The sequence below is a fragment of the Bifidobacterium sp. N4G05 genome (assembly GCF_002742445.1).
GTDB lineage: Bacteria > Actinomycetota > Actinomycetes > Actinomycetales > Bifidobacteriaceae > Bifidobacterium > Bifidobacterium hominis.
Genome location: NZ_NJNQ01000008.1, coordinates 52,913 through 66,529, shown reverse-complemented (window position 1 = coordinate 66,529; position 13,617 = coordinate 52,913). Strand labels below are relative to the sequence as shown.

11 protein-coding genes are annotated in these 13,617 nt (G+C 55.9%); 8 read left to right on the top strand and 3 right to left on the bottom strand.

The genetic code is table 11. From position 1 onward, the window contains the following. The first annotated feature begins 186 nt into the window (after window positions 1-186). From CE153_RS08155 to CE153_RS08130, 6 genes are all read left to right on the top strand, one after another. Window positions 187-648, top strand: coding sequence for a hypothetical protein (locus CE153_RS08155; RefSeq protein ID WP_099571141.1), 462 nt, complete (start codon window positions 187-189; stop codon window positions 646-648). A gap of 143 nt (window positions 649-791) precedes the next feature. Then, entirely contained in the window at window positions 792-1,811 is a 1,020-nt protein-coding gene (locus tag CE153_RS08150; protein ID WP_236824515.1) for a class C sortase, read from the top strand. 388 nt (window positions 1,812-2,199) lie between these two features. Further along, window positions 2,200-4,614: a DUF7604 domain-containing protein gene (locus CE153_RS08145; RefSeq protein WP_236824513.1), complete on the top strand. Its 2,415-nt coding sequence runs from the start codon at window positions 2,200-2,202 to the stop codon at window positions 4,612-4,614. Between the two features lie 149 nt (window positions 4,615-4,763). Continuing rightward, window positions 4,764-6,383, top strand: a complete 1,620-nt coding sequence (locus CE153_RS08140) for an isopeptide-forming domain-containing fimbrial protein (RefSeq protein ID WP_099595827.1) — start codon at window positions 4,764-4,766, stop codon at window positions 6,381-6,383. Between the two features lie 332 nt (window positions 6,384-6,715). After that, on the top strand, window positions 6,716-7,222 hold the full coding sequence (locus tag CE153_RS08135; RefSeq protein WP_099595826.1) for a hypothetical protein: 507 nt from the start codon (window positions 6,716-6,718) through the stop codon (window positions 7,220-7,222). A gap of 586 nt (window positions 7,223-7,808) precedes the next feature. After that, window positions 7,809-9,323 (top strand): amino acid permease, encoded by a 1,515-nt coding sequence (locus CE153_RS08130; RefSeq protein ID WP_180753460.1) that lies wholly within the window; start codon window positions 7,809-7,811, stop codon window positions 9,321-9,323. A gap of 126 nt (window positions 9,324-9,449) precedes the next feature. Here CE153_RS08130 and CE153_RS08125 read toward each other — a convergent pair whose 3' ends face one another. The 3 genes from CE153_RS08125 to thiS form a co-directional block, all read right to left on the bottom strand. Beyond that, window positions 9,450-10,364 carry a thiazole synthase gene (locus tag CE153_RS08125; RefSeq protein WP_003833695.1) on the bottom strand — a complete coding sequence of 305 codons (915 nt, stop codon included), beginning with the start codon at window positions 10,362-10,364 and terminating at the stop codon, window positions 9,450-9,452. 70 nt (window positions 10,365-10,434) lie between these two features. Then, window positions 10,435-11,148, bottom strand: a complete 714-nt coding sequence (gene thiF / locus CE153_RS08120; protein ID WP_099595824.1) for a sulfur carrier protein ThiS adenylyltransferase ThiF — start codon at window positions 11,146-11,148, stop codon at window positions 10,435-10,437. 127 nt (window positions 11,149-11,275) lie between these two features. Next, window positions 11,276-11,470, bottom strand: a complete 195-nt coding sequence (gene thiS, locus CE153_RS08115; protein ID WP_099595823.1) for a sulfur carrier protein ThiS — start codon at window positions 11,468-11,470, stop codon at window positions 11,276-11,278. Between the two features lie 555 nt (window positions 11,471-12,025). On the opposite strand from thiS, the gene CE153_RS08110 reads away from it, so the two are divergent. Both CE153_RS08110 and CE153_RS08105 read left to right on the top strand, forming a co-directional pair. Continuing rightward, window positions 12,026-12,991 carry an aldo/keto reductase gene (locus tag CE153_RS08110; RefSeq protein ID WP_099595822.1) on the top strand — a complete coding sequence of 322 codons (966 nt, stop codon included), beginning with the start codon at window positions 12,026-12,028 and terminating at the stop codon, window positions 12,989-12,991. 126 nt (window positions 12,992-13,117) lie between these two features. Further along, on the top strand, window positions 13,118-13,612 hold the full coding sequence (locus tag CE153_RS08105) for a MarR family winged helix-turn-helix transcriptional regulator (RefSeq protein ID WP_099571133.1): 495 nt from the start codon (window positions 13,118-13,120) through the stop codon (window positions 13,610-13,612). The last annotated feature ends 5 nt before the right edge of the window (window positions 13,613-13,617 follow it).

Genomic DNA, 13,617 nt, shown 5'->3' with positions numbered 1-13,617 from the left:
GGTGCAATTCTATGAGCGTTACTATCTGTGCAAAATGGCGGMACTGTTTTGTTTTGAAGATGGAACTCCTTCTTTTCATTGGGGGAAGGGTGGGCTTTATTCGAGGGTTTTAACGAGGGTACCAATGGGGAAAGCTCCGATATGATTCTGAACCAAGCTGTTTAGGCAATACAGGGGGAGGGAAGAATGGTTGATGGAAAATTCACCGCAAAGGAGCGCGCATATTTGGCCAGCCTTCCCGCAGTGGAAAGCGTGAGCGCGTCGCATATCCGGTATGCCGACAGTTTCCGCATCGAAGTCATGTGCAGATACAATGCGGGCGAATCGCCGGCCGCCATCTTCCGCGAGGCGGGTCTCGACCCGAAACTCATCGGATACAAACGCATTGAGCGGTGCATTGCACGCTGGAAAAAGCAGGGGGAACGCGACCGTCGCGGCGGTGAGCGTGCCAATCGCGACGATCTGCGCATCATCCGTCATCATGATCTTATGGGCGATGACGCGCAATCATCGGAAATGGAATCGCAGGATATGCTTTCAAAACTCACCCAGGCGCAGCTCATCATCAACCAGTGCGACGAATTGATTGCGAAGCAAGCATTGCGCATCGACGAACTGGAACGTGTGCTGCGAAAGCTTGTCGGGTGACGGCACGCTTGCGTGAGATGGAGAAAGCGGTGGAATGGCATGACGGTCGCCAGCCGTCGTCCGAGGAAGTTTCGGTGGACGGTCGACTTTTGACGGCTGGCTGTTTTCTGTCATTTGCCGAGGCGATTGATGTTGCCGACGAAATGCGTCAACGACGTCGCGCACGCGGTACAATGCTGGCGATGCGTGCGGTTGCGGCGCTGTTGATTGTTGCTGCGGTCTGTATTGGCGGATTCCCGGCAATGTTGCAGTATTGGTCGGCGCGTGATCTGTCGGAAACGTCGGTAAGATCCGCGCAGACGGTTGCGGGCTGGCCGTATCCGCAGGCAGATGACGCGTTCGCCGCGGCCCAGGACTATAACAAGTGGCTTGCGGAATCCGGGCAGCCGATTTTGGGTGAGGCGAAGGATCCGTTCGCTGATGTGCGCGGCGGATCGCGTGCCAGCGTGTCCGATTCTGCGGAATCGGACAATCAGGTAGGTGAAAGTGGACCACAGATGTCTGATTCTGCAGAATCGGACAACCAGAGTGGTGCGGACACCAGTTCCGCAAGCGCCAGTTCGACGGACGCGGAGTACCAGAGTCTGTTGGATTCCGGCGGTGGCGTGATGGGTACGATTCGCATTCCGAAAATCTCCGTGAGACTGCCGATCTACCATGGTACTTCCGAATCGGCGCTTGCTTCGGGCGCGGGACACCTGTATGGCAGCAGTCTGCCGGTCGGAGGCAAGAGCACGCATGCGGTGCTCACCGGGCATCGCGGACTGGTCGAAGCGGCCATGTTCACGCGGCTCGATGAAATGCGCGTCGGCGACTACTTCTATATAGAGGTGATGGGCCGCACGCTCGGCTACCAGGTGGACCGTATCACGGTGATCGAGCCGAACGACACGTCGCAGTTGAAAATCGTGCCCGGTGAGGATCGCGTGACCCTGATGACCTGCACGCCGTATGGCGTCAACACGCATCGTCTGCTGGTTTCGGCCACACGTTCCGCTATTCCAGATGAGATTCCTGCCGAAAACGACGCGGTGAAGGACGCTCGTACGATCGGTGTGATCGCAGGCGTTGCGACTCTTGGATTGGGCACGTTGTTGGTTTGGCTACGACGTAGGCCGTGGCATATTCGCAGACATGCGGCTTGGTGGCCGAAGCGCGGCTGACGCGGCTGCTGCATGAAGGCATGTCTGACATGCAATTTGAATATAAAAACGTGGTTGGCGCACAAAAAATGCGTGATTTCCATTATTGACTAATGGTTACGAAAGTATGAAGAAGCGTCATTTTGGTGATTATCCCATCGTTTCTTTGCGGTGACGTCGGGTGCTTTTCGCGGGTGACTTGTGTTGCAATTCAGCAATTTCCATCGATTGTGCGCTACCCGACTTTCCCGCACTTAGGGTGTACGCATGGCAGTCCCTTTTCCTCTAGCTTCCAGAGTTGAAGCACTGTCAGGATTTTCCGGGCACGTAGAAGATGTTGCGAATCTTGGCATGAAGAGAGGTTGCTCGTCGTAAGACGCGTGATTGCACAGGATTTAAGGGGATGCTCATGAGGCATGCACATGAATATGAGGCGAAGCCCAGGGGAGGACTTGCCAAACGTATAGTGGCTGTGTTCGCATCGGTCGCCATGCTCGGCGGCATGGGCTACGCCACCACTTCCGCCGCTCTTGCGGAAGATGATCAGACATCTTCTGGCGATACTTCTACTTTGCAGCCGGCAAATAGCAAGAGCATTGCCAAAATCGGAGATGGCGACGGCGATCAGTATGCGTTGCATCTGACCGCATCCGGCGATAGTTCGTCATCCACGGTTACGGCCGCGGTGCCTGCCGACATTGTGCTGGTGCTTGACAAGTCCGGCAGTATGGAAGGCTCCCGTGACACGAATGCGAAAAACGCAGCCACGGCATTGGCCCAGAAGCTTCTGACGGGTGCGAATAACGCTCTTTCACCCAATCAGCAGGTGCAGATGGCTGTGGTGACGTTCAGCAAGGAGGCGCAAACGACTTCGAATTTCACGACTTCCTCTGACGCTATCAGCGGGGCTGTCAGTGCGGCTCCAGACGGCGGAACCAACTGGGAAGACGCTCTGAGAACGGCGAACAGTCTATCGTCAGGGCGTGCTGGTGTGCAGAAGTATATCGTCTTCCTGTCTGACGGCAATCCAACCTTCAGAAGCACATCCTATTCCGGATGCTTCGCGTGGGGGAAGGAGCATCCGGAATACAAGACCCAGGCAGCGTGCGAGGCTAACAATGAGTGGTGGGAACCGTTCCCCTCCTACCAGTGGAAAACCGACCCGGACGGCTCGGACGGAAACATCCACGGCAACGGCAGTGACGATGGCTACGGTTACAACTATGCGGCCGCGCTGGCGGCAGCCAACGAACGTGGGAACGCAGCCCTGTACGTGGTGAAGGTTTCGAAAGACGCCAATAAGATGAGCGACCTCGCCAAAGGCGCGCACGCCGTCACCGGCAAGGAATACGACGGAACGTCCGCGGAAAATCTGACGAATGCATTTGAACAGATCTACAACACCATCACCACTACTGCGAAAATCAGGGCGTATTCCATCACCGACGCCCTGTCGCAATGGGTTGACCCAGTCGATTTCGCAAATGCGGTAGACGGCACCGACATTACGAAATATGTGACGGCAACCAACAATGGCGCAGCCATAAGCGGATATACGGCCCTCTACCACGTCGACGGCAACGGCAATCGCACGATCACCGTGACCTTCAACAATGACGACGGCATGATTGTCGGCAAAAACGAAACCATCGACGTCTCCTTCAAGGTCAAACCAAACGACGCCGCATATGCGGACTACGCAACCAAGCAGCAATATCCGAACACGGGAGAAGCTGCTACAGGTGACGAATCTGCAGGAAAGCAGGGCTACTTCTCCAATGCCGAAGCGCATTTGAACTACTGCGTGGTCACATCCGTCAACGACCAGGAATCGGAATGCACCAAACAGCAGACGCTTAACTATGCTAAGCCGGTCGTGCAAGTCAAACTTGGCCAAATCACCATCAACAAAACGTGGTCCGACGATGTGAACAAGCATGCGGATGACACGGTGAAGGTCCAGCTGCAGCGTACGAAGACCGGTGAAGCGACCGCACAGACGGAAAATGTAGCTTCGATCAAGTTGAACACGTCGAATAATTGGACGGCCACCGTCGGCAACCTGCAGCCCGGATACACCTACAGTGTGGCGGAAATATCGGAAGATAGCCGTTATGTGGTCTCCTACCAGTACGGCAACGCTGCAGCCGACGCGACCGGCGTGGCCCTCACCAAAGCCATGGTCTGGCAGAGTGACGGCAATGGCGGCAATATGACAGCTACGTTGACCAACACGTTGAAGACTACGACGCTGTCCAACGCGATCACCGTGCGGAAAAACCTCGAAGGACGCAATTGGAAAGCAGATGATTCGTTCGATTTCGAACTGACTGCAGACGGTAACGCGCCGCTGCCGTCCGATTGCGCGCAACAGGCGCAACCGTCGTGCAAGGTGACGGTCGCCTATGATGCTGATTCCCCGGATAGCCAGCATTCCGCAACGTTCGGTGACATCACCTACAACGCTGGAAAAGCCGACTACACGTACACCATTACGGAAAGCAACGGCAATATCGCAGCCCTGCACTATTCGGGCGCGAAATACCAGATCGTGGTCACCGTTGACGAAAAGGACGGCATATGGACGGCTTCGGTGAAATCCGTGACGAAACTGCTCGACGACAACGGCAAGAACGTTTCCGACTCGCAGAAAACCGACAATCCGATCGCATTCACCAATACGTATGTGGCGGTGTCGGCGTTGCCGTTGACGGGCGGAACCACGGATCGTCAATGGCTGCTGGTTGGCGGCTCGATCGGCGGACTCGCAATACTGCTGGTTGGCGCGGCTGGCATCTGGAACAGCAAGAAGCGTCTCGTCTGAGACGGTTCCTCGGGCTGGACTGCCCTACCAACCTTCACAGGGCAGTCCAGCCGCACATCACAAATTTTGTGGATCCAGAGCATGTTGGGCTTCAGATCCCGTTAGCAAAAACAAACACAACATCAACAACACAAGGAGAGGGGATTCTCATGAAGATGAGGAAACTTTTCGCAGGCATCGCCGCCGCTGCGACGTTGCTGGGCGGCATGGCCCTGGGCGCAACCAGCGCACAGGCTGATGGCGCCGCGACGACCGCTGGTACTGCGGCCATCACGGTGAAGAACTCGCAGACAGGTCATACGTACTCTGCCTACAAGTTCGCCACGCTGACGGTGGATACGGACAACAAGGGCAAGTCGGTGCAGGTTGGCACCGACACGGCTTGGAAGACGGCTGTGCGGCAGGCCGTGAACGCGGCCAATAATGCTCAGCAGCCTGTGCAGACCATGCCGGCTGAATATGCGGGCAACCCGGCCGCATACGTGGCCATGAAGACCGGCCCCGCCGACGAGGCTTGGTTCCGCGCGTTCGCGGCCAACATGAATGTGCCGCAAGGCGCGGACGCCAATGGCACGGTTTCTGGCAAAGGCGATGACGTTGCGATCAACGGTTTGGGCGAAGGCTGGTATCTCGTCACCGATACGTACATGAAGGACGACCAGCAGACGACCGGTGTCAACGCGATCGTCGCAACCACGCTGAGTGGCATCGCCAGCGACTTCAAGGTAGTTGGTGACAAGGGCACTGGCCAAGGCACCATCCATGCCGTTGGCATGTTCGTCGCCAAGAACGAGAACACCCCGACCATTGACAGTAAGACCGTCGATTCAGCTGATCCGAATGTCTCGTTCGACGGCAAGACCGTGAAGATTGGCCAGCAGCTGACCTACACCGTCAAGGCGATCGTGCCGAAAACCGCAGCCGGCTACGATTCCTACCCGTATTACATTCAGGACGTCGCATCCAAAGGCCTGACCATCCACAAAGACTCCATCAAGGTGATGGCTGGCAACAAGGTCGCGAACGACTATGAGATTACCTCGACCGTCGACCAAAACACCGGCGAGACCACCACGACCATCACCTTCGCCAATGCCAAGGATTACGCGGGCCAGCAGCTGGTCGTCACCTACAACGCGACCGTCAACGATCAGATCCTCGGCAATACCAACAGGGTCACCAACACAGCCAAGGCCTCCCATGACGGCATGTTCGACGGCGCTGGCAAGACCGTGACACTGTACACCGGTAATCTCGAATTCCTGAAGTACGGCGTTGACACCGATACCAGCAAGCTCGCAGGCGCAACTTTCAACGTGTACGCAGGAGACAAGGCCGAAGGCACTCCGCTGAAGTTCTCGAACATTACAACCGGCGTGAACGGTGTGTACAAGTTCGATGTCAGCGGTTCCCCAGCCGTTGTTTCCGGCGCCGACGGCAAGGTCGTGCTGAACGGTCTCGCCGCAGGCAAGTACACCTTCAAGGAAACCGGTTTCGTTGCCGGCTACGCCAAGAACATCGTGCCGGAGTTCACCATCAAAGTGGCGATCGCTAACGATGGCGCGGTCACCTACAATCTGACCACGGACAATAACAAGCTTGGCCTTGCCAGCACCGTCGACAAGGTGATCAAGGTCAAGAACGTGAAGAACGTCACCCAGCTGCCGCTCACCGGTGCTGCGGGTACGACCCTCTTCACCGTGGTGGCGCTGCTCGTGGCAGGTGCCGGCGTTGCCGTCGCGCTCAAGTCGCGCCAGCGCATGCGCTGATACGCGCTCAATCGCTGAAACAATAAGCGCAAAAACGAAATAAGCGGGCATTCGCGGAAACCATCCGTGGATGCCCGCTTTTCATGTCTTTTCGTGCCTTTCCATACTTTTTAGGGGTGAAGGTTTTGTATGGGGCAATATGGGATCGAAGCGGGTGAAATTCGGTACCAAACGGCGAAATCCGGCATGAAAAAGGTATCCGCAAGTGGCAACTAGGTGGCAAAACAGTCGTTAAAAAGCAACCATACAGGGGTTACGGGTGGGGGTATTTCGCGACAATACCACCCTACAATCGCAAGCACGTCCATGAAAACAGAGGAAAGGCGGGTGTCATGGCACGAGGTGGGGGAGCATTCAGCGACGAGGAAATCCAACTATTGCGCGGACTGCCGGCGGTCGCCAACGTAACGCGTAATCGCATCACCTACGCCGATTCGTTCAAGCAAGTGTGCACCATCCGCTATTTGACAGGCGAATCGCCAACCAAAATCTTCCGGGAAGCGGGACTTCCGCCGGATCTCATCGGATATAAGCGCATCGAGCGGTGCGTGGACCGTTGGAAAACATCGGCCATCAAATCCGTGACCGGCAGCGGTAACATGAGCGACAGCGAGATCATCGCGCAACTCGTCAACCGGTATGAGCATGCGTTCATGATGAGACGCAACCTCGACAGCATCGCCAACAGGCCGATGGAACATATTCCCGTCAAAACGCAAGGCGGCGACGGTATCGACATGGGAACGGCGAGCATCATCATCAAGCAGCAGGCACGCCGTATCGATGAACTGGAACGTGTGAACGCCGAACTGCGCGGGCAAATCGCCGCCACCGCCTGACCCAGACCATCGTTATGCCTCATAAGTGTCCGATTCTGCAGAATCGGACAAGTACACAGGCAAAAACGGGTCTCAGTTGTCCGTTTCTGGTGAATCGGACAAGTAATGCGGCGAAAGTGCGTTGCGGATGTCCGTTTCTCCAGAATCGGACAACTGGAGTACTGAAAGTGTGCTGTGGGTGTCCGTTTCTGCAGAATCAGACAAGCAAGGCGCGATTTGGGTCGAGCGGTTGGGCGTATTTCGCCTATATATGGCAGATTTGCACATGTGTCATGAGCTATTTCGCTTATATATGGCAGACAACTTACGGAAATACGCCCAAAACGTACCCCCTAAGTGGTGTTTTGCCGTGAGCAAGTGCCATATATAAGCGAGAAAGCAGCGGTCAACCTCGTGAATCTGCCATATATAGGCGAGATAGGGCAGTATGGGGGTATGGCGAGGTGGAAATACGAAAATAGGGTGGTTGGCTGGGCACGGTTGGCCGCAAACGGGATGCACCAGTGCCGCAAAATCTGCGTACGTGCCCAAAAACAAAGCTTCGGCGGGCGCAATGTGCGGCTCGCGGGGTAGGGTAGTGAACACTATGACTTCCGAGAACACTAATTCCGCGGGCTCAAGCGCCGCGAACATTAAAACCGTCGAAAGCCTCGACCAAAGCAATGAAATGGAGCGAGGCCTGAAAAACCGTCACGTTCAGTTCATCGCCATCGGAGGCACCATCGGCACCGGCCTGTTTCTAGGCTCCGGCAAGTCGATCGCGCTGACCGGGCCGAGCATCATTTTCGTGTACATTGGCGTCGGCCTCATCATGTTCCTGCTGATGCGTGCCATCGGAGAAATGATGTACAGCGACCCCAGCCAGCACACGTTCATTAACTTCATCACACGCTACCTCGGCCGCGGGTGGGGCAAATTCGCCGGCTGGACGTATTGGATCGTGCTCATTCTGACCGGCATGACCGAAATCACCGCCGTAAGCACATATTTCGTAACGTTCTTCGGCACATTCGGCATAGACCTGAACTCGTGGAAGTGGTTGATCGAACTATGCTTCCTCGTGGCGCTCACTGGTATCAATCTGATTGCGGTGAAAGTGTTCGGCGAGGCGGAATTCTGGTTCTCCATGATCAAAATCACGCTGATCGTCGGTCTGATCGTTACCGCCATCGTGATGCTGATCATCGGCTTCAGCTACCCCGCCACGCACATCGAAGGCGTGGACGGCACGGTGTCGGGCGCCGCGGTGAGCCTCACGAATATCACCGACGGCTTCCAGCTCGCGCCGAACGGCTGGATGAACTTCTTCATGAGCTTCCAAATGGTATTCTTCGCCTACCAGCTCATCGAATTCGTGGGCGTCACGGTGTCGGAAACGCAAAATCCGCGCAAGGTGCTGCCGAAGGCCGTGAACGAGCTGATCATGCGTATTCTGATCTTCTACGTGGGTGCCCTGATTGCGATCATGGCTATTGTGCCGTGGCGCAATTTCCACGAGAATTCCGACGGTTCGTTCGGATCTCCGTTCATCATGGTGTTCAAATATGCGGGTCTTGATTGGGCTGCCGCACTGGTCTTCTTCGTGGTGATTACGGCGGCCGCGTCGGCATTGAATTCGCTGATTTATTCGGCAGGTCGCCACTTGTATCAGCTGGCTTCTGATTCTGAGTCGCCTGCGATGGCACGTTTGGCTGAAGTTTCCGATCACAAGGTGCCTGCGAAGGCGATCGTCGCTTCAGGTTGCATGATTCTGTTCTCCCCGATCATCAACGCGATTCCGGGCATTTCCGGCGCGTTCGTGCTGTTCGCTTCGGCCGCTAGCGCCGTGGTGATTTTCATTTATGTGCTGACGATGCTCGCCCACTGCAAGTATCGTCAGAGCAGCGATTTTCTGCCGGACGGTTTCGTCATGCCCGCTTGGCAGGTGTTTGATTGGATTGCGGTCGCGTTCTTTGTGCTCGTGTATGTCACGTTGTTCCTGTCGACGGACACGATTGGTTCTGCGATTGCCGGTCTGATTTGGCTGGTTACGTTCGGCGGATATTGCCTGCTGCACGAGCGATTCCAGAATCGTGATCTTAAGGAAGCCTTGCATCGGTAGCGTTCGCAGGTAACGCAGGATACGAGTAAGGGGCGTTTGCCGAACGTGGGGGCATCACGTACGTTCGGCAAACGCCCCTTTTCAATATGGTCTTTGCGCGAATCCCCTTACGGGATTTAGCGCACGTCAGCCGATGTAGTCGGCTTCGTTCGTCGGACTGGACGGCACGGCATGATCTTCCGTAACCTTGCCCAAGCCAGACAAATACGCTTCACGACCCGCTTCGATCGCCTTCTTGAACGCGCGTGCCATCAGCGGAATATTGCCGGCGGAAGCGATGGCCGTATAAGCCATCACCGCGTCCGCGCCCATTTCCATGGCTTCCGCAGCCTGGCTCGGACGGCCAATACCAGCGTCGATGATCACCGGAACATTGGAATTCTTGATAATCACTTCAATGAAATCGCGTGCACGCAGGCCCTTATTCGAGCCGATCATCGCGCCAAGCGGCATTACGCAAGCCGCACCTGCGTCTTCAAGACGCTTCGCCGCAATCGGATCGGGGAACATGTACGGCATGACCACGAAGCCTTCTTTTGCCAGCTGTTTCGTGGCTTTGATGGTTTCCTCATTGTCGGGCAGCAGATACTTCGCCTCATGCTCGATCTCCACCTTCACGAAATCCGTCTGGCACACTTCGCGCGCGAGACGGGCAATGCGCACCGCCTCTTCGGCATTGCGTGCGCCGGACGTGTTCGGCAGCATGGTGATGCCCTTCGGAATGTAGTCGAGTAGATTGTTTTCGGTGGTGCGGCAGCGGCGCAACGCCATGGTGACGATCTGCGTGCCTGCGTTCTCAATGGTCGCCTTGATGAGGTTCAGATCGTAGCGGCCGGATCCGAGAATGAAACGGCTTGTGAACTTGTGGCCGCCGAGAATCAGCGGATCGGCGTCACCGGTGGCGATTTCGTCATACGCGTGCGCATCCGGCTCCGGCAGCAGTGCGGTATTCGTGGTGGTGCCGACCAGCTCGTCGAGTGTGGCGTTCGGTGCTGCCGCGAAGTCCTTTTCCGCGGTGGTGATCGTGTTTTCGGTGCTCATGGTTAATCCTTACTATGCGATCAGTGTCGTGTTATTCGTTGTAATTTGCGTTTGTGGTTGCGTTTCGCTGTCAGGCGTCTTCTTCGCCAAGAATCAAGCGAGTGATCATATTGGCTTCATGGCAGGCGACCACGCCCACACGCGGTGCCATCAAACCTGCGCCCGGTACCGGAGCGGTTTCGCCATCGCCGCAGAAGTAGAAATTCTTTGAAACGCGACGAGTATTCACCAAATTGGAGCTGCGGAATCCTGCCATTCCCGAAGCGCTCACCAACTTCTTATTCGGCAGATTCTCAAGCACGGCGTTCACCAGCATCGTCTTGTTTTCCGGCACGTCGAACGCTTCACAAATAATATCTTCATTGTCGAACAGCGTCGGTACGTTCTCGTCGGTCACTTTCACGGTATCAATGGTGATATCGATAAAAGGATTGATCTGACGCAAGTTGCTGCGCAATGCTTCCGTTTTGTACTGGCCGAGATCCTTCAAAAAATACTGTTGACGATTCAGATTCGTCATATCCACGCGATCAAAATCAATCAAATGCAGGTGGCCGACGCCAATGCGGGTCAATGCCACCGCAATCGTCGATCCGAGACCACCGCAGCCACAAATGGCCACGTGCGCCGCGTCGAGCTTGTCTTGCGTGGCTGCGGTATGGCGGTCGAGCAGGGCTGCGCGGATTTCTTCGCGGCTGACGAGCGTGGTCGGGTCGGGCTGGTTGTCGAAAGCGTGCTGGCGGGCGTCGATCTGCGCCTGCGATGCGGATGGTTCAAGAGTCATGGTTGTTCTCGTATTCTCGCTTTCCGTTCGTGCGTTGTTTTTGCGGGGTTGGCCGTGTTTTGTATGTTCTTGCGATTGTTACGCGTGTATTGCGCCGGTCGTAATCGCAAGAAATTTTGAAAGTAGTTCAGCCGCCCTGCACGAACGTGACGATTTCCAACGTATCGGTGCCCTTGAGCTGCGTCTGCGCACGCTGGGCGCGAGGCACGATTTCGCCGTTGAGCTCGACAGCCACGCGGTCGGCGCGCAATCCCTTGTTTTCGATGAGTTCGGCCACGGTGATTGGCGTGGCGACGTCCTCTTCCTTACCGTTGATGATCATTGCGGTTCCCTTCTGTGTCTGTCGTGGCACATGCTTCCTGCACTCCAAATGTCCGTTTCTGGTGAATCGGACATCCGGAGGTTCATTTTTGGTCTCTCAATGTCCGATTCTGCAGAATCGGACACGCACGGCATCTATTTCAGTCCACGGATGTCCGTTTCTGGTGAATCGGACACTTAGGTGCTTGTTTGAGCCGCTTGTGCGTCCGTTTCTGCAGAATCGGACACTCAAGGTTGGTACGAAAAAAGGGTCGCCGAAGGAACCGTACCCTATGAGGTGGTGCGCCCCTCCGTGACCCTAATCACGCGATATTCGGTTATCGCGAACGGAAGATGAGATACGCTTTGCGGCGTGAACAACCCGTCTCCTTACGGCGGCATTACCCGCATCAAGTCCTCGGTCGAAGCTCTATGAGCTCCCTCTCAGCCTTTCGGCTCCCGTTCGGTTGTGTTTTTATCTTCGCGCACGCGCCCGACAAGCTTGCGCCGGTTCACGTTGGGTTAGTCTTGATGTGAACATGTGTGAATTGACAGCGTGCTTGCAAGGAAGGGGAAGATGATGATGAACAACGAATTGGCAGGATTTACGATTCCTCGGCTTGGCATGGGAACAATGGCTTTGGCGATTGAGGGGCGCCCGGATCGTGATACTGCGATTCGTACGATTCATGCCGGTTTGGACGCGGGTGTTCGCTATTTGGACACGGCTTGGTCATATTATCTGCCGAGCGAGCCTGGCACCGGCACTGCGGAAGATTTGGGGTACGGCGAAAAGTTGGTGCGTGATGCGCTCGCTTCGTGGAATGGCTCCAGAGATGAAGTGCTCGTCGCCACCAAAACCGGCTATCGCCGTACTTGCGAGGCCATCGCGGCCACTGATGGCACGCATGCGGTGGGTGCTGATGAGAGTCGCCCGCAAAGTCAGCGTTTGCAGGCCGAAGGCAGCCGTTACGGTTGGATTGCCGACTCCCGCCCCGAAACCATGATTCGTGACGCCAAGGAATCCGCACTGCACTTGGGCGCCGATACGCTCGACCTGTTGTATTCGCATGGCCCCGACCCCGCGGTGCCTTACGAAGACCAATGCGGCGCGTTGAAACAGCTGCTCGACGAAGGCGTGATCAAATATGCGGGCATTTCCCGTGTGAATAACGAGCAGATCGACCTTGCACGCAGCATTATTGGCAGCGGATTGGTTGCCGTGCAAAACCAGTTCTCGCCGTCGCATCCCGATCCGGAACATACGATGGAGCATTGCGCCGAATTGGGGCTCGCATTCGTCTGTTGGTCGCCGCTCGGCGGATTCCTCGATACGTTCGATCAGAGCGCGTACGATCCGTTCCGCACGGTTGCCGCGCAACGTGGTTGCTCCTACCAGCGTGTGGTGCTGGCGTGGGAATTGACTCGTTACGAACGTCTGTTCACCATTCCCAGCGCTCGCAATCCGCAGGAAATCAATGATTCCTTCGCTGCGACGCAACTTCAGCTCACTCAAGAAGAACTCGTGATTCTTCCTCGATGATTATCGTTTATCGTTTCCTTTTTGCGCGTTTTTCTGTACTTGCATGCTGCGATCGGAGAAAAATGTTTATAATAAAAGATATTATCAAGATGTAACTAGCGAGCATTGAATAAGGCGAGGTGAAGCGTGGGCTTCGAGCGGGAGTCGTTTGACAGGTTGATGAAAGCGGTCTGGGGCAAGAAGTCGCAGATGCAGCAGGCGATGTCGCGCGATTCCAAGGGTGAGCCATTCATTATTCGCGAGCTCGAGTTCAGGGGTGCGCAGACGCCGTCGCAGTTGGCCGCTGCGTTGAAAGTCACGTCTGGCAGGATTTCCACGCTGTTGGCTGCGTTGGAAAAAAAGGGTCTGATCGAGCGTGAAGTCGATCCCAACGACCGCCGCATTGTGCATGTGAATCTCACCGAGCAGGGACGGGCGAAGGCCAAGCAGCAGCGTGAGGATATGTACGACGCCATTTGCTGGGTCTTTTCGCAGATGGGGGAGCGTCGCACGCGCGAATTTGTAGACCTTACCGAAGAATTCGCCACATATATGACCATCTGCATCCCCGGTCGGCCCCGCCCTACCGCCGAAGAGGTGAAGCGGGCTTTCGCGCAGGCCAATACTGAAGATCCGGCGTAGGGACT